The sequence below is a fragment of the Sphingomonas sp. genome, assembly GCF_036269755.1.
GTDB lineage: Bacteria > Pseudomonadota > Alphaproteobacteria > Sphingomonadales > Sphingomonadaceae > Sphingomonas.
Genome location: NZ_DATBDV010000018.1, coordinates 98,615 through 114,635, shown reverse-complemented (window position 1 = coordinate 114,635; position 16,021 = coordinate 98,615). Strand labels below are relative to the sequence as shown.

The following is a 16,021-nucleotide window of genomic DNA, read 5'->3' as shown; positions in this document are numbered from 1 at the left end:
CGCATTATGGAACATCTCTCGCTGTCCGAAACCGAATGGCGCAAGCGCCTGACCCCCGAACAGTATCACGTGCTCCGCGAGGCCGGCACCGAACGCGCCTTCAGCGGGCTCTACAACGACAATAAAGCGGACGGAATCTACGCCTGCGCGGCGTGCGCGCTCGATTTGTTCGACAGCGCGGACAAATACGATTCGGGGTCGGGCTGGCCGAGCTTCACCCAACCGATCGACGAGGATCACGTCGTCAACCACACCGACACCAGCCACGGCATGACTCGCACCGAGACCCGCTGCGCGCGCTGCGACAGCCATTTGGGGCACGTCTTCCCCGACGGCCCGCCGCCCACGGGGCTGCGCTATTGCATGAACTCGGTCAGCCTGGACTTCCGGGCGCGGGCGGCTCGTTCATCGGCCGCTTCGGAATAAGCTCACGAAACTTCACGGCTTCTAGTGGCGCGTTGCATCAGGCGGGATCGCTGGCGGTGCGGTGATCAGAAAGCCAGCGCTGCCAGTCGTACTTCATGCTGTAAAGAAGGCCGTACGTCACATCGCTGGACACGTTCTCGTCGTTATATATCTCGTCGCGGAATCGACGCAGCGCTGGTGCAAAGAGATTCACGTCGGCCTCAGCGGCGAAGAATTTCCAGACCGCGTACTCTGCGATGGCTATGCGCCCCTCGGCGGGCGGCGCCTTGTTGAAGGGAACTGTTTCCATTTGAAGTTCGCGCTGATCGTGGGGCGTCAGTTGCCGACCCGGGGCCGTGATGGCGGAGAGCGCTTGGAGCACACCCGCTTGATGCGCGAATGACTCGTCTTTGCCAGCTCTCCGGGCGGCTTCGCCGATGCGATCGTACTCATCGAGCGCCGAGGCCCTGATCTCCGATGCCAAACGGCCCCGCTCTTCAGGCGGGAGGTCGATAGCGCGTGTTTGTGCGGCGCGGGTCGTCTGATGCAGGGTGGCCGACGATGACTGCGAGGATTTGGGACGCAGGAATAATACAAGTGTCGCGATGAGCGCCGCGCTGATGATAATCCAAACCACGCTGCCCCCCCGGCTGAATATTCGCACTTGCTAGAGGATCAGGCAGTGACGACCAAGACACTTTCGCTTTCGAGGTGCTCGCCTTGCATGCCGCGCGTTCACCATCCCCGCTAACCAGCCGCTTGTCGAGAGTCCGCTAAGTCGGTATCCACCCGCCCGTGGCGCGCGTCGTTCGTACTTATCCCAAGTGGCGCCGCTGGCTGGTGTGGAGCTTGCGCATCGCCGGGCTGGCGTTCGTCCTCGGGCTGCTGGCGCTGATCATCGCGGTCTATGTCACGCGGTCGCAGCTGCCGAGCTTCGACGAGCTCAAATCGTCGCCCAACGGCCAGATGATCCGAGTCCTCGCCGCCGACGGCACGCCGATCGTCAGCCTCGGGCCAAGCTATGGCGAATGGCTGACCTACGACCAGATCCCGCAAGTCATGAAGGACGCGATGGTCGCGGTTGAGGATCGCCGCTTCCGCAGCCATATCGGCGTCGACCCCGTCGGCGTCGTCCGGTCGATCCAGGTCCGCATCCGCGAAGGCCATTGGATGCAGGGCGGATCGACCATTACCCAGCAGCTCGCGCGCAACATCTTCCTGTCCTCCGCGAAGCAGTTCGGCCGCAAGTTCCGCGAAGGCATCCTGGCGCTGGCACTCGAGCGCAAGTTCACCAAGGACCAGGTGCTCGAGCTCTACCTCAACAAGGTTTATTTCGGCGGCGGCGCGTACGGCATCGATGCCGCGAGCCGCAAATTCTTCGGCCATGGTGCCGACCATCTCTCGCTGTCCGAAGCGGCGATCATCGCCGGGCTGGTCAAGGCGCCATCGCATTATTCGCCGACCGCCGATGCCGAGGCCGCGGTCGGCCGCGCCGGGGTCGTGATCGGGCTGATGAAGGAAACCGGCAAGATCACCCCCGCCGAAGCCGCGGCGGCCGATCCCAAGGCGGTCAAGCTCGCCGCCGAGTCCAACCAGAACAGCGTGCGCTATTTCACCGACTGGGCGCTGCCGCAGCTCGAGAATCTGATCGACGAGCCGACTCGCCCGCTCGAAGTGTACACGACGATCGACATCAAGATGCAGGCCGCGGCCGACCAGGCGATCCGCGCCAACGCGCCCGGCAATGCGCAGGGCGCGCTGATCAGCCTCGACCGCGATGGCGCGGTGCGCGCGATGGTCGGCGGCAAGGATTACGTCTCGTCGATCTACAACCGCGCCACGACCTCGCTGCGCCAGCCCGGATCGGCGTTCAAGCTGTTCGTCTATCTGGCGGCGCTCGAAGCCGGCAAGCGGCCGAGCGATCGAGTCGTCGACCAGCCGGTGACGATCGACGGCTGGTCCCCGCGCAATTCGTCGGGGCACAATTCGGGCGAAATGGATGTCCGCACGGCGTTCGCTTACTCGGTCAACACCGTCGCCGCGCAGCTTGGCCAGGAAGTCGGCTTCTCCACCATTGCCGACATGGCGCGCCGGTTCGGCATCACCACGCCGATCTCGACCTATCCGTCGATGGTGCTCGGGTCGAACGACGTCCGCCTGATCGACATGACTCGCGCGTTCGCCAGCGTCGGCGCCAAGGGCGTGGCGGTGACGCCGTACGGGATCACCAAGGTCACGAGCATGGGCGAGACGATCTACAGCCATGAGGTCGATCGCAGCCACGTGCTGGTCGCGCCCTACGTTGCCGCCGAGATGACCGATTTGCTCCAGACCGCGGTCAATACCGGCACCGGCCGCGCCGCGCAGATCGGCCGTCCCGTGGCGGGCAAGACCGGCACGACGACGTCGAACAAGGACGGCTGGTTCCTCGGCTTTTCGTCGGGGCTGACCACCGGGGTGTGGATGGGCCGCGACGACGCTCGGTCGGTACCCGGGCTGCAAGGCGGCACCGCGCCGGCGCGCGCGTTCGCCGCCTTCATGAAGGTCGCCGTCGCCGGGCGCCCGGTCGAGCAGTTCGACACGGCGGTGACCTTGCCCGAGCTCCAGCTCGATAACGAAGGCGATTTCGGCGGCCCCGACAACGGCGTGTTCGTCGATCCCGACGGCAACCCGATCCCGCAAGACCAGATCGCGCCCGACACACAGACGGGCGGCGGGGACGCGGGTTTGCCGCCTTCTTCGGAGGACGACCAGCCGCAGATGGCGCCCGACGGCGACTCGGCGCCCCCGGCGCCGCCGCAGCGGCTCGACAGAAGGTGGCTCGATCGAGTGACAGGCGGCGATGCGAGCGGCGGCCGGCCGCCGCCGCGCAATCCGGCGCCCGACCGCTCAGGCCCGGCGGATCGCCCGCGCGACGTTCAGGAACACCGCCCCAGCCAGTGAAGGCTCGCGCCGTGGCGCTTGAGCCACGCGCGCGCCGGTGCCGGATCGGCGCCATAGAGGCCGCGCAACGCCGTGTGGAACGCGCGCGAATGGTCCATGTGCAGCCGGTGCGCGACTTCGTGCGCGACGGTCGCGCGGCGGACGTGCGGCGGCGCGCAGATCAGCCGCCAGCTGTAGCGGATCGCCCCGGTCGAGGCGCAGCTCCCCCACCGCGCCTTGGGATCGCCGACCGTCACGCGGGTGACGGCGACGCCGGCCCTGGCGGCGAACTCGGCGGTTTCGTCGGAGAGCGTGGCGAGCGCGCGGCGCTTGAGCCAGCTTTCGATGCGCCGCGACAGACCCTCGAGCGGACCGCCGCAAACCAGCCGCCCTTCCTCGACACGGATCGTCCGCGGGCGCTCCGCCAACCAGTCGATCACCACGTCCTCACCCTCGACCGGGATCAGCGCGCCCGGCGCGAACGGCCGCGCGTCGGGGAAGCGCCCGCGCTGCGCCTCGATCCAGCCGCGATGCTCCTCCGCCCAGGCCATTGCGCGCTTCAACGACGCCCGCGGCGGCAAGGTCAGCCGCACGCGCCCGCTCGCCGGATCGACCGACAGCCGCATCCGCCGCGCGCGCGCATGGCGGACGATATGGATGTCAGGCGTCACAGCGTACGATCGACCAGATGGAATTCGAGCTCGCCGGCATCGTCCTCGCTGACCGTCCAGCCGCGCGTCGATTCGCCCGCGCGGTGCACCGCCTCGCGGTCGCCGCTGACCAGATAGTGCCAGTCGGGCAGCGTCTCTCCATTGGCGCGCAGCCGGTACGCGCAGGTCGAGGGCAGCCAGTCGGTGGTGAAGACGTTGGCGATGTCGAGCCGCACGCAATCGGGCACGAACGTGCGGCGGTTGCGATAGTCCTTGCACTGCGCGGTGCGGCGGTCGAGCAACTTGCACGCGACGTTGGTCGGATAGAGCTCGCCGCTCTGATCGTCCTCGAGCTTGTGGAGGCAGCATTTGCCGCAGCCGTCGCACAACGCTTCCCACTGGCCGCGATCCAATTCGGCCAGCGTCTTCGTCTCCCAGAATCTATCGCTCACTTGACCCAGCGCTTGATCTCGTCGGCGACCGCTGCCGCCCCCTGTTCGGTCGGGAGCAAGGCGATCGGCTTGTTGGTCGGGTCCATCAGATAGGCAGCGTTGGAATGCTCGACCAGATAGCCGCCGCCCGGCGACGGCTTATCCCTGGCCGCGAACACGCCATATTCGGTGCGCGCCATGTCGATCGCATTCTGGCTCCCGGTCAGCCCGACGAAGCGCGGGTAGAAGGCCGAGACGAATTGCTTGAGCACCGCGGGCGTGTCGCGCGCCGGATCGACCGTCACGAACACCGGCGTCACTTTCGCCGACACTTCCGGATCGCTCTTGTCCAGGCTCCGCATCGCCGCGCCGATCGTCTGCGCGGTGGTCGGGCAGACGTCGGGGCAATAGGTGTAGCCGAAATACATGATGCGATACTTGGGGCCGAGGCTCTTGTCGGTGACGGTCTTGCCGTCCTGATCGGTCAGCGAGAACGGCCCGCCGATCTTCGCGCCAGCGAGCGGCGGTGTTGCTGCGGGGGTCGAGCAAGCGGCGAGCGCGAGCGCCAGGACGATCAAAGAATTGCGGAAATTCATCGCAGCGCCAGCCTTGATCGTTTAAGGCGCGCGACGCAAGTTCGTCGCACCGCATTGCCAGGTACCAGCCATGACCATTTTCCTTCGCCTAGCCCTCGCCGGCATTCTGTTCGCCGCGCCGCTTCCCGCTTTCGCCCAGCTTGCCGGCTCGCCGGGCTACACATTCCTGCAGGCGGTGCGCAACGACAAGGGGCAGGAGGTGATCGATATCCTGTCCAAGCCGGGCAACCGCATCATCAACACGCAAGACCCGTCGACCGGCGAAGGCGCGCTCGCGATCGTCGTCAAGCGCGGCGACGCCAAATACGTCCGCTATTTCCTGGCGCAGGACGGGGTCGATCCCAACATCCGCGACAAGGACGGCAACACGCCGATGTTGCTCGCGGTGCAGTACGGGTATGAAGACCTCGTCCCGATCCTGATCGCGGGCAAGGCCAACCCCAATATCGGCAATTCGGGCGGCGACACGCCGTTGATCCTCGCGGTGCAGCGACGCAATCAGGGGCTGGTCCGCGTGCTGCTCGATTCGGGCGCCAACCCCGACCAGTCCGATATCCGCGCGGGGAAGTCGGCGCGCGATTACGCGATGGAGGACACGCGCAGCCCGGCGATCGCGAAGATGTTCGAGGGCGTCCCGAAGAAGGCGCGCCGCGCGGTTTCGGGGCCGACGCTTTAGGTTTTTTCGCGGTACCAGCCCGCGCCCCCACCCGGCCGCCCAATCAGGATATTCCATGGGCGGTCGGGTGGGGCGCGCGGGCCGGCACCGCTCGTTCAGCGGGCGCCGAACCGGACTAGGCCGCGATCGGCTCCGGCGTACCGCGCGGCAGCTTCTGGAACAGCGTGCGATCCTCGGGCTTGAACGCCCAGCGCCACAGCACGAACACGAACGCCGCGACCAGAGCGGGCTCGCCGACCACCAGCTCGACCCATTCGTAACGCTTGGGCAGCCACGTGAACGCGGTCCCCACCAGCACCGCGACGGCGATCGCGCCGACGAACGACCAGCGCCACGCGAGCACGCGCGCGCCCAGCAAGCGACGCAGCACGCCGGCCTTGATCAGCGACGTCATCGTCAACGAGAAAGCGAGCGCCACCGCCGGCCCCGCCGCCTGGTAATTGCGCGGCCAGCCGAGCCGGCGCATCGCGAGAATGAGCGCGAAGCTCAATGCGATCTGGAACGCCAGCATCGCCGCGGAGATCATCAGGTTGCGGTGCCGCGCGATATAGACCAGCGCCGCCTCGCTGACCGCGCCCTGCGTCGCCAGCACCTCGCCCCATAACAGGAATCCGAGCGCCGCGGTGCCGGCGACGAATTGCGGGCCGATCAGCCCCATCACCGCCTCGCCCGGTATGGATCCCATCAGCGCCACGATCGCTTGCGCCGACATGATCCAGAACCCGACCTGGCGGACTTGCTGCGCGATCGCGGCGTGGTCGTCGCGCGCTAGGCTATGCGTGATCACCGGCCCCAGGATCGGGTCGAAGCTGGTTTTCAGCTTCTGGGGGATCGAGCTGATCTGCTGCGCCATGTAATAGATGCCGACGTAACGCGGCTCGAACATCATCCCCATGATGAAGCGGTCGACGTTGCGCGTGCCCCATTCGATCGTCTCGGCGCCGGCGAGCGGCGCGTTGCGCCGGGCGATCGCCGCGACCCGCCCGGGGTTGGGCCGCCAGCCTCGCGGCCAGCCATAGCTGCGCACCATCGGCACCAGCGACGCGACCATCGCCGCGCCGAGCGCAGTCATGTAAGCGAGCGTCAGCCCATTCTCGCGCGCGACATAATAATAGACCAGAACCGCGATCGAAATCGTCCACGGCTCGATGATCGCGCGCGCGGTCACCGACGCCTTGACGTTGAGGCGATAGGCGAGCGCGGCGAGCGCGACGTCTGACAACGCGATCGCGACGATCGTCCAGGCAAACCAGCGGTCGAACCCCGTAATGTCGCCATCCGGGAACATTAGCTGCGGGAACGCGAACAGCACGCCGCCGACCACCAGACCCACGACCGCCGCGAGCAACAGCGCGTCCCACACGGTGCAAGCCTCTTCCTTGCTCTCCGCCAGCGCCAGCGCGAGGCCGCGCTTGAGCCCCAGCGTCGCGACCAGCGCGCCGAGTTCGATCACCACCACCGCGAGTGCGTAGCGCCCGACCGCGTCCGGCCCGTATAGCCGCCCGGCAATGAACAGGAACGGCATCCGCGCGATCAGCCGGATCGCGAACCCGCCGATATTGGTCCGCCCGCCCTTGGCGAGCGCGCTGATTTCGTCGGGGGGCGCTGCGTCAGTCATTGAGGCAAGACAAATTGCGAAATTCGGATAGCCTTGACGTCGGCCGCAGTTCGAAGGGCGCTTCCGCCAATCTCTACCTCGATGTTTTCGACGCCCCGGTCACCGCGCCCATGGTCGAACAGGAACTCCGCACATTTGTTGCGCCGCCATCTCTCGGCGCAACGTGAAACACGGAAATAGACGAGCTTACCCAGATCGAATCTGCGGATTCTCGCCTCGGAAACGTCGGAATCTTCTCCCTCCCGATACAGCGAATTCGGGAGGTACAAGGGTATCACTTTGCCCGACGCGACCGCATCCGTCACCGCGCCCAACGCGGTCTCCGCAGCCACCATATCTATCGGTTTATGGTCGATCGGCCTGGCAGATAGGATTACCGACGCGAAGAAAAGGATGATCAATGCGCCGCGCCCCAGCTCGGGCCGGTGCCGATATCGATCGCGAGCGGGACGCTGAGCGGCATGGCGGGCTCGGCGGCAGTGGCCATGACTCGTTCGATCACCGGCTTGGCGGCCTCGACCTCGCTTTCGGGCACCTCGAACACCAGTTCGTCATGGACCTGGAGCAGCATCCGCGTGCCGGTCAGCCCCGCCGCCGCCAGCGCCGGTTCCATCCGCGCCATCGCGCGCTTGATGATGTCGGCGGATGTGCCCTGGATCGGCGCGTTGATCGCGGCGCGCTCGGCGCCCTGGCGCTCGTGCTGGACGCTCGACTTGATCCGCGGGAAGTGCGTCTTTCGCCCGAACAACGTCTCGGTATAGCCGCGCTCGCGCACCTGGCTGATCGTGTTCGCGATGTAATTGCGGATGCCGGGGAAGCGCTCGAAATAGCGGTCGATCATCGACTGCGCTTCGTCCGCCGTCACGTCGAGCCGCCCCGCCAAGCCCCAGCGCGAAATGCCGTAGAGAATCGCGAAGTTGATCGTCTTGGCGCGCCCGCGCGTGTCGCGATTGACCTCGCCGAACAACTCTTGCGCGGTCAGCGCGTGGATGTCGTCCGCCCTCGCGAACGCATCCTTCAATTGCGGCACGTCGGCGATGTGCGCCGCCAGCCGAAGCTCGATCTGCGAGTAATCGGCGGCGAGGATGACGTTGCCCGGCTCGGCCACGAACGCATCGCGGATCTGGCGCCCGGTCTCGGTGCGGATCGGGATGTTCTGCAAGTTCGGGTCGGTCGACGACAGCCGCCCGGTCTGCGCGCCGGTCAGGCTGTAGCTGGTATGCACCCGGCCCGTCGCCGGGTTGATCTGATCCTGCAGCGCGTCGGTATAGGTGTTCTTGAGCTTGGTCAGCTGGCGCCAGTCGAGGACCTTGACCACCATCTCGCGGCCGGGCGAATCCTTGTCGGCGGCGATCCGTTCGAGCTCGTTGGCGTCGGTCGAATAGACGCCGGATTTGCCCTTGCGGCCCCCTTTGATGCCCATCTTGTCGAACAGCACGTCGCCGAGCTGCTTGGGGCTACCGATGGTGAACTTGAACCCGGCGAGGCCGTGGATCTCCTCCTCCAGCGCAGCGATCTGATGCGCGAAATCGGTCGACAATTGGTGGAGCTTGGCTTGGTCGACCTTGATCCCGTGGCGCTCCATCCGGCCGATCACCGCGGGGAGCGCGCGGTCGACCATCTCGTACACGCGCGTCGCCTGTTCGGCGGGCAGTCGCGGCTTGAACCGCCGCCACAGCCGCAGCGTCACGTCGGCATCCTCCGCGGCGTAGCGAGTCGCGGCCTTGAGATCGACTTCGTGGAATCCGAGCTGCTTCTTCCCCGTCCCGACCACATCCTTGTACGCGATGCAGCTGTGCGACAGATGTGTCGCGGCGAGCTCGTCCATGCCGTGGCCGTGCAGCCCCGCGTCGAGGTCGAAGCTCATCACGATGGTGTCGTCGTACGGCGCGACATCGAGCCCGCCCAATTCCGGACAACAGCGCCCGAGCACGATCAGATCGTATTTGAGGTTGTGGCCAATTTTGAGCACGCCTGGGTCTTCGAACAGCGGCTTGAGCCGCGCCAGCGCCACGTCCCGGTCGAGCTGGACCGGTTTTTCCGCGAACATGTCGGTGCCGCCATGCCCGAGCGGGATGTAGCAGGCGCGGTTGGGCTCGAGCGCCATCGACACCCCGACCAATTCGGCGCGAGTGGCATCGACCCCCGTCGTCTCGGTATCGATCGCGACGAAGCCCTGGTAGCGCGCCGCTTCGATCCAGCGCTCGAGCGCCTCGACATCGACCACTGTCTCGTACCCGTCATGGTCGCACGGCGGGTCCTCCTCCTCGGGAACGCCGGGGAGCCCGGGCGCCGGCTCTTCGCCCGGCGCGTCGGCGACCTGGCTGAGCCGAGCGACCAGCGACTTGAAGCCGTGATGCTCGAGGAACGCGCGCAAGGGCGGCTCGGGCAGCCCCTGCAGTTCGAGCTCGTCGAGCGGATGCGGCAGCGGTGAATCGCACTTGAGTGTGACCAATACCTTCGACAGCCGGGCATTGTCGGCCTGCTCGATCAGATTGTCGCGCAGCTTGCCCGGCTTCATGTCGGGCGCGGCGGCGAGCACCGCCTCGAGATCGCCATGTTCGAGGATCAGCTTCGACGCGGTCTTGGGACCGACCCCCGTCACCCCCGGCACGTTGTCGACGCTGTCGCCCATCAGCGCGAGCACGTCGCCCAATCGCTCGGGCCCTACCCCGAACTTCTCCATCACATGGTCCGGCCCGAGCCGCCGGTTGTTCATCGTGTCGTACATGTCGACCGACGGATCGGTCATCAGTTGCATCAGATCCTTGTCGGAGCTGACGATCGTCACCGACCAGCCCTGCGCCAGCGCGGCCTGCGTGTAGCAGGCGATGATGTCGTCGGCCTCGAGCCCCTCTTCCTCGATGCACGGCAGCGAGAAGGCGCGAGTCGCGTCGCGGATCATCGGGAATTGCGGGACGAGGTCCTCGGGCGGCGGCGGGCGGTGCGCCTTGTACTGGTCGTACAATTCGTTGCGGAAGGTGTGGCTCGACTTGTCGAGGATCACCGCCATGTGCGTCGGCCCGTCAGCCTTGTGCAGCTCGTCGGCGAGCTTCCACAGCATCGTCGTATAGCCGTACACCGCGCCGACCGGCTCGCCATGCTTGTTGGTGAGCGGCGGCAGGCGGTGATAGGCGCGAAAGATGTAGCCGGAGCCGTCGACGAGATAGAGGTGAGGCATCGTGGGAGTGCGATAGCCTAGCCGGCGCGTGGGACAAAGCCTTTGGACGAACCGGGCGGCGATCAGCGCACGACTGTGGCGCCAAAGCTACCCGCGATAGTTGGTCACCACCCCCAGCACGACTGCCTGCATCAGTTCCTGACGCTGGGGGATCGTCTTGTCGGTGTCGCCGATCATCACCGCGATCGCATAGGCCTTGCCGTCGGGCGCGACCAGGAAGCCGACATCGTTATACCCCGCCGTGCGGCTGCCGAAATTCTGCCCGGTCCCGGTCTTGTGCCCGAACGTCCAGCCCGGCGGCACCGCGCCGCGCATCCGCTGGCGGCCGGTGCGCGACGATTCCATCGTGCCGATCAGATATTGCGTCGAATCGGGCGACAGCAACTCGCCGCGCTTCAATCGAGCGAGCGCCGTCGCGATCGCGCGGGGCGCGGCGCCGTCGGGCGGATTGGCGATATAGGATTCGAACGCGTCCATCCGGGTCGAGGCGGGAATTCGCGCGCGCGCCTGTTCGAATGCGTTGCCGCGCGAATATTCGGGCTTCCACTGGAGCCCCGCGGTCAGGCTCTGCAGCGCGCGCTCGCCGGGGCCGAAACGGATGTCGGCGATCGCCTTCTTCGCCAGGAACGCGCGCACCGCATTGGGGCCGCCGACATATTGCAGCAGCCGGTCGTTGGCGGTGTTGTCGCTTTGCGTCAGCGCGCGCTGGAGCAGACCGCCGATCGTCGTCTGATACCCCTCGTCCTTGACCAGCGCCGCGATCGGCTGGTGGAACAAGGTCAAATCTTCCTTGCGGACCGTGATCGGGTCGTCGAGCGTCAATTTGCCCTGGTCGCGTGCATCGAGCACGGTCATCGCCACCCACAGCTTCGACACGCTCTGTTGCGGGAGCTTGAGGTCGCCGTTCGAGGTTACCGTCCAGTCGTCGTCGATGCTGCGCACCGCGACGCCGACCTTGCCGCCGAAATCGCGAGTCAGCGTCTGGACCAGGGCGACCAGCGCCTCGGGCGGGGCGACTCGCCTGGGCGGGAGCGGCCGCACGACGGGCGCCGGCGCGGCAAACACCACCGGCGGCGGTGGGGCGGCGCGCGCGACTCGCGACGACATGCTGTCCGACGCGCAGCCGGCGATGGCGAGCCCCGCCACCGCGCCTAGAACGATCTGGATACGCTTCACCGAATAACTCATGCGCCCCGCCTGCTTACATTGCCGGGAGATACTGTATCGGCCGACTTGGTTGAGGAATCCCCAATTTGCGCGTTGAGCGATGAACCGCGCCTGAAAAGCGGCGGATTGAGCAACGCTAACGCGATGAGGCGAAACGACATTCCCGGAAAACGCCGCCAACGGGTGTCGGCGGCGCTCGACGATCGCTAGGATTGGGCGATGCAGGGATTCGATTTCCAGAACCTGGGGCTGTTGCTGTTCGTCGCGACGATCGTCGCTATCGTCACTCGGCGGCTGCGCCTGCAGTACAGCGTCGGGCTGGTCGCGGCCGGGATCGCGCTGGCCTTGCTCGCGCCGGGCAGTTCACCGCCACTCACGCCCAACCTGATCTATTTCGTGTTCCTGCCGCCGCTCGTGTTCGAAGCCGCGATCCAGATTCCGTGGCGGCCGTTCCGCCGCGACATGCCGTTGCTGCTGGCCCTGGTGACGCTCGGCGTGATCCTCGCCGCCGGGACCGTCGCCGTCGGAATGCATTATCTGAGCGGCTGGAGCTGGATCGGCGCGGGGCTGTTCGGGGTGCTCATCGCCGCCACCGATCCGGTCGCGGTGATCGCGACGTTCCGGCAGGTCAAGGTGCCCGACCGGCTCCACTTGCTGGTCGAGGCCGAAAGCTTGCTCAACGACGGCGTCGCCGCGGTCGGCTTCGCGATTCTGGTCGGAGTCGCCGGCGGCGGCGCGGCCGGCCCCGGCGCGATCGGGCTGCAATTGTTCACCACGGTCGCCGGCGGCGTAGTCGCCGGCGCGACGGTGGCGGTGCCGCTGATCCTGCTCGCGGGGCGCAGCGACGACTTCCTGGTCGAGATCACGCTGACGATGCTGATCGCCTATGGCTCGTTCCTGGTCGCCGAGCATTTCCACGCATCGGGGGTGCTGGCGACGCTGACCGCCGGGATGATCGTCGGCAATTGGGGCTTGCTCGGCGCGTTCACGACTCAGGGCCGCGCTTCGGTGTTGCGGCATTGGGAATATGTCGCGTTCCTGATCAACTCGCTGATCTTCATGCTGATCGGCGGGCGCGAGGCGACGATGCCGATCCTGATCGTGATCGAATCGGCGGTGCTCGCGGTGGCGCTGTCGCTGCTCGGGCGTGCGGTCGCGGTCTATCCGGTGACGCTGGCGTTCGCGCGCAGTTCGCTGCGGATCCCGTGGGCGTACAAGCATGTGCTGTTCTGGGGCGGGCTGCGCGGTGCGCTGGCGCTCGGGCTGGCGCTCGCTTTGCCGGGGACGATCCGCGAGCGCGACGAGATCGTCGTCGTCGCTTTCGCCGTCGTTGCGGTCTCGATCTTCGTGCAGGGGCTGACGATGCCGTGGCTGATCGGAAAGCTCGGGCTGAACAAGCCGGAGCCTGGGCCGGAGACAGAACCGCGGGCCTAGGGCGTCAGCACGGTATCGGCCGCGACCGCCAGCTTGTGCGGGTAATCGAGCGTGAAATGCAGCCCGCGCGATTCGTGGCGATGAAGCGCCGATCGCACGATGAGGTCGGCACATTCGAGCAGGTTGCGCAGCTCGATCAGATCGGGCGTCACGCGGAAATGCCCGTAATAATCGGCGACCTCGCCGCGCAGCGTGCGGATGCGGTGCGCGGCGCGCTCGAGCCGCTTGGTGGTGCGCACGATCCCGACATAATTCCACATGAAGCGGCGGATCTCGGTCCAGTTCTGCTGGATCACCACTTCCTCATCCGAATCGGTCACGCGGCTTTCGTCCCACGGCCGGATCGCGGGCGGCGGCGGGAGGTCGTCCCAGTTCGCGTTGATATGCTTCGCGCATGCCTCGCCGAACACGAAGCATTCGAGCAGCGAGTTCGACGCGAGGCGATTGGCGCCGTGCAGCCCAGACTGCGTGCATTCGCCCGCGGCATAGAGGTGCGGCAAGTCGGTGCGCCCGTCGAGGTCGATCATGATCCCGCCGCACGTATAATGCTGCGCCGGCACCACCGGGATCGATTCCCTGGTCATGTCGATGCCGAGCCCGAGCAGCTTCTCGTAGATCGTCGGGAAATGGTGAGTCACGAACTCGGCGCCCATGTGGCTGATGTCGAGATGGACGTAATCGAGCCCGTCGCGCTTGATCTCGGCGTCGATCGCCCGCGCCACCACGTCGCGCGGCGCGAGCTCGGCGCGCGGATCGACATCGGGCATGAAGCGGTGGCCGGTCTTCGGGTTCTTGAGCTGCCCGCCCTCGCCGCGCACGGCTTCCGTGATCAGGAAGTTCTTGACCGTCAGGTTGTAGAGGCAGGTCGGGTGGAACTGCATCATCTCCATGTTCGAGATGCGGCACCCCGCGCGCCACGCCATCGCGATGCCGTCGCCCGTCGCGCCGCGCGGCGCGGTCGAGAACAGATAGGTGCGCCCGGCACCACCCGTCGCGAGGATCGTCGCGTTGGCGGTGAACAGCTCGACTCGCCCGCTCGCGCGGTCGACCGCATAGACGCCCCACACATTGCCCGCGCCCGAATAGCGCTCCTCGTGGCGCGACGTGGCGAGGTCGATCACGACCTTGTCGGGGACGAGCGTGATGTTGGGATGCCTGGCCGCCGCCTCGAGCAGCGCCTCCTGCACCGCCCAGCCGGTCGCGTCATTGACGTGGACGATTCGGCGATGGCTGTGGCCACCTTCGCGCGTCAGGTGAAGGTCGGCGCCTTGCTTGTTGAACGGCACCCCGAGCTCGATCAGCCGCTCGATCGCGCGCGGTGCGCCTTCCACCACGAACTCGACCGTGCGGCGATCGTTGAGCCCCGCGCCGGCGATCATCGTGTCCTCGATATGGCTCTCGAACGTATCCCCCGGCTCGAGCACCGCCGCGATCCCCCCTTGAGCCCACGCGGTCGATCCTTCGGCGAGCCCGCTTTTGGCAAGCACCGTGACGCGAAATCGCTCGGCCAGGTTGAGCGCCGCGGTGAGTCCGGCCGCGCCCGAGCCGATGATCAGGACGTCGGAATTCATCCTCTCCCCTCCCGCTTGCGGGAGGGGCTGGGGGTGGGCCTGTCCGCCAGCGCCGCGGTGATTGCGCTCACCACGCCTTCGACGTTCCCAACCACATCCTCATTGCTGAACCGCAGAACTTCAAAGCCCTCGCTACGGAGAAACCGATCGCGCCGCCCGTCCGCCTCGATCGACAAATCGTGCGAATGCCCATCCAACTCCACGATCAACTTGGCACGCCGGCACACGAAGTCGTCGAAGAATGAGCCAATCTGAATCTGCCGGCTGAATTTGTGCCCGAGTTGGCTGTTGCTCAGATAGCGCCACAAGGTGCGCTCGTGCGCGGTCGCTTCCTCGCGCAATTTGCGCGCGCGGCCGGTGTCGCGATTGCGCCATTCGGGCTTCTTAGACAGGCCCACCCCCGACCCCTCCCGCAAGCGGGAGGGGAGACGAGCGAGTCAGATTGAGGAACACATCCTCCAGATCGGGCTCCTTGGTCGAGACGTCGACGATCCCGTAGCCATCGCCCTGCACCGCCGCGAGCACTTGGCCGGCATTCGCCTGGTCCTTGCGATAGGTGATTTCGAGCACGCGCTCGCCTTTCAGCTCGACCTTTTGGAAGCAGGTCGCGCTCGGCGGCGTCGCGACGTCGCGATCGACGGTCAGCGCGACGACCTTTTCCTGCGCCATCCCGACCAGGTCGCGGGTCGGTTCGTTGGCGATGACGCGGCCATGGTTGATGATCGCGATGCGGTCGCACAATTGCTCGGCTTCCTCGAGATAGTGCGTGGTCAGAACGATCGTCACGCCGCGATCGTTGAGTGCGCGGACATAGGTCCACAATTGCTGGCGAAGCTCGACATCGACGCCCGCGGTCGGCTCGTCGAGCACCAGCACCGGCGGCGAATGGACCATCGCCTTGGCGACCATCAGCCGCCGCTTCATCCCGCCCGACAATGTCCGCGAATAGGCCCTGGCCTTGTCCTCGAGATGCACCGCGCGGAGCAATTCCATCGAGATGCGCTTGGCTTTCGGAACGCCGTACAGCCCGGCCTGGATCTCGAGCGTCTCAAATGGGGTGAAGAACGGATCGAAGGTGATTTCCTGGTTGACGATGCCGATCGACGCCTTGGCGTTGCGCGGATGATCGTCGACGTCGAACCCCCAGATCGAGGCGTGCCCGCTGGTCTTGTTGACGAGCCCCGCCAGGATGTTGATCAGCGTCGACTTGCCCGCGCCGTTGGGGCCGAGCAGCCCGAAGATGCTGCCGCGCGGCACGGCGAAGCTCACGCCGTCGAGCGCCTGCTTGCCCCCCTGATAGGTCTTGCACAGCTGGTCGATCACGATGGCGGCTTCTGGGGCGGCGTCGGTCATGCCCGCGGACTTAGGCT

The 16,021-nt window shown here is 66.5% G+C and carries 15 protein-coding genes; 4 read left to right on the top strand and 11 right to left on the bottom strand.

The window, feature by feature from the left end:
- The first annotated feature begins 6 nt into the window (after nt 1-6).
- Complete coding sequence (gene msrB, locus VH326_RS11465; RefSeq protein WP_329631953.1) at nt 7-426, top strand: peptide-methionine (R)-S-oxide reductase MsrB; 420 nt, start codon at nt 7-9, stop codon at nt 424-426.
- Between the two features lie 37 nt (nt 427-463).
- Here the strand turns inward: msrB and VH326_RS11460 are convergent, their stop codons facing one another.
- Nucleotides 464-1,042, bottom strand: a complete 579-nt coding sequence (locus tag VH326_RS11460) for a hypothetical protein (protein ID WP_329631952.1) — start codon at nt 1,040-1,042, stop codon at nt 464-466.
- Nucleotides 1,043-1,254: 212 nt separating this feature from the next.
- Here VH326_RS11460 and VH326_RS11455 point away from each other — a divergent pair, with 212 nt between their 5' ends.
- Nucleotides 1,255-3,348 carry a transglycosylase domain-containing protein gene (locus VH326_RS11455; RefSeq protein ID WP_414714279.1) on the top strand — a complete coding sequence of 698 codons (2,094 nt, stop codon included), beginning with the start codon at nt 1,255-1,257 and terminating at the stop codon, nt 3,346-3,348.
- On the opposite strand, the gene VH326_RS11450 is transcribed toward VH326_RS11455, so the two are convergent.
- The 3 genes from VH326_RS11450 to VH326_RS11440 are packed head-to-tail and all read right to left on the bottom strand — an operon-like array spanning nt 3,324 to nt 5,004.
- Complete coding sequence (locus tag VH326_RS11450; protein ID WP_329631951.1) at nt 3,324-3,998, bottom strand: SprT family zinc-dependent metalloprotease; 675 nt, start codon at nt 3,996-3,998, stop codon at nt 3,324-3,326. The two genes, VH326_RS11455 and VH326_RS11450, sit on opposite strands and share 25 nt — an antisense overlap.
- Nucleotides 3,995-4,429, bottom strand: coding sequence for a YcgN family cysteine cluster protein (locus tag VH326_RS11445; protein WP_414714272.1), 435 nt, complete (start codon nt 4,427-4,429; stop codon nt 3,995-3,997). The genes VH326_RS11450 and VH326_RS11445 overlap by 4 nt, the downstream gene beginning before the upstream one ends.
- The gene (locus tag VH326_RS11440; protein ID WP_329631950.1) at nt 4,426-5,004 is read right to left on the bottom strand and encodes an SCO family protein; all 579 of its coding nucleotides are present in this window, start codon (nt 5,002-5,004) and stop codon (nt 4,426-4,428) included. The genes VH326_RS11445 and VH326_RS11440 overlap by 4 nt, the downstream gene beginning before the upstream one ends.
- Nucleotides 5,005-5,074: 70 nt before the next feature.
- On the opposite strand from VH326_RS11440, the gene VH326_RS11435 reads away from it, so the two are divergent.
- Nucleotides 5,075-5,680: an ankyrin repeat domain-containing protein gene (locus tag VH326_RS11435; protein ID WP_329631949.1), complete on the top strand. Its 606-nt coding sequence runs from the start codon at nt 5,075-5,077 to the stop codon at nt 5,678-5,680.
- A 115-nt stretch (nt 5,681-5,795) separates the two neighbouring features.
- Here VH326_RS11435 and VH326_RS11430 read toward each other — a convergent pair whose 3' ends face one another.
- From VH326_RS11430 to VH326_RS11415, 4 genes are all read right to left on the bottom strand, one after another.
- Entirely contained in the window at nt 5,796-7,298 is a 1,503-nt protein-coding gene (locus VH326_RS11430; RefSeq protein ID WP_329631948.1) for a lipopolysaccharide biosynthesis protein, read from the bottom strand.
- The gene (locus VH326_RS11425) at nt 7,295-7,699 is read right to left on the bottom strand and encodes a hypothetical protein (protein ID WP_329631947.1); all 405 of its coding nucleotides are present in this window, start codon (nt 7,697-7,699) and stop codon (nt 7,295-7,297) included. Before VH326_RS11425 ends, VH326_RS11430 begins: the two co-directional genes overlap by 4 nt.
- The gene (gene polA / locus VH326_RS11420; RefSeq protein ID WP_329631946.1) at nt 7,696-10,479 is read right to left on the bottom strand and encodes a DNA polymerase I; all 2,784 of its coding nucleotides are present in this window, start codon (nt 10,477-10,479) and stop codon (nt 7,696-7,698) included. Before polA ends, VH326_RS11425 begins: the two co-directional genes overlap by 4 nt.
- Nucleotides 10,480-10,566: 87 nt before the next feature.
- On the bottom strand, nt 10,567-11,667 hold the full coding sequence (locus VH326_RS11415) for a serine hydrolase (RefSeq protein ID WP_329631945.1): 1,101 nt from the start codon (nt 11,665-11,667) through the stop codon (nt 10,567-10,569).
- A gap of 198 nt (nt 11,668-11,865) precedes the next feature.
- Here VH326_RS11415 and VH326_RS11410 point away from each other — a divergent pair, with 198 nt between their 5' ends.
- Entirely contained in the window at nt 11,866-13,080 is a 1,215-nt protein-coding gene (locus VH326_RS11410; protein ID WP_329631944.1) for a sodium:proton antiporter, read from the top strand.
- Here the strand turns inward: VH326_RS11410 and nadB are convergent.
- Genes nadB through VH326_RS11395 form a run of 3 tightly spaced genes read right to left on the bottom strand, consistent with a single transcriptional unit; the run spans nt 13,077 to nt 16,004 of the window.
- Entirely contained in the window at nt 13,077-14,651 is a 1,575-nt protein-coding gene (gene nadB / locus VH326_RS11405; RefSeq protein ID WP_329631943.1) for an L-aspartate oxidase, read from the bottom strand. The genes VH326_RS11410 and nadB overlap by 4 nt on opposite strands.
- Nucleotides 14,648-15,049 carry an endonuclease domain-containing protein gene (locus VH326_RS11400; protein ID WP_329631942.1) on the bottom strand — a complete coding sequence of 134 codons (402 nt, stop codon included), beginning with the start codon at nt 15,047-15,049 and terminating at the stop codon, nt 14,648-14,650. Before VH326_RS11400 ends, nadB begins: the two co-directional genes overlap by 4 nt.
- Complete coding sequence (locus VH326_RS11395) at nt 15,036-16,004, bottom strand: ABC transporter ATP-binding protein (protein ID WP_329631941.1); 969 nt, start codon at nt 16,002-16,004, stop codon at nt 15,036-15,038. The genes VH326_RS11400 and VH326_RS11395 overlap by 14 nt, the downstream gene beginning before the upstream one ends.
- Nucleotides 16,005-16,021 lie beyond the last annotated feature (17 nt).

Bases quoted from the DNA above. Each gene is read 5' to 3' on its own strand.
- msrB (WP_329631953.1), top strand. From the start codon at position 7: ATGGAACATCTCTCGCTGTCCGAAACCGAATGGCGCAAGCGCCTGACC.
- VH326_RS11440 (WP_329631950.1), bottom strand. From the start codon at position 5,004: ATGAATTTCCGCAATTCTTTGATCGTCCTGGCGCTCGCGCTCGCCGCT.
- VH326_RS11435 (WP_329631949.1), top strand. From the start codon at position 5,075: ATGACCATTTTCCTTCGCCTAGCCCTCGCCGGCATTCTGTTCGCCGCG.
- VH326_RS11430 (WP_329631948.1), bottom strand. From the start codon at position 7,298: ATGACTGACGCAGCGCCCCCCGACGAAATCAGCGCGCTCGCCAAGGGC.
- polA (WP_329631946.1), bottom strand. From the start codon at position 10,479: ATGCCTCACCTCTATCTCGTCGACGGCTCCGGCTACATCTTTCGCGCC.
- VH326_RS11415 (WP_329631945.1), bottom strand. From the start codon at position 11,667: ATGAGTTATTCGGTGAAGCGTATCCAGATCGTTCTAGGCGCGGTGGCG.
- VH326_RS11410 (WP_329631944.1), top strand. From the start codon at position 11,866: ATGCAGGGATTCGATTTCCAGAACCTGGGGCTGTTGCTGTTCGTCGCG.
- nadB (WP_329631943.1), bottom strand. From the start codon at position 14,651: ATGAATTCCGACGTCCTGATCATCGGCTCGGGCGCGGCCGGACTCACC.
- VH326_RS11395 (WP_329631941.1), bottom strand. From the start codon at position 16,004: ATGACCGACGCCGCCCCAGAAGCCGCCATCGTGATCGACCAGCTGTGC.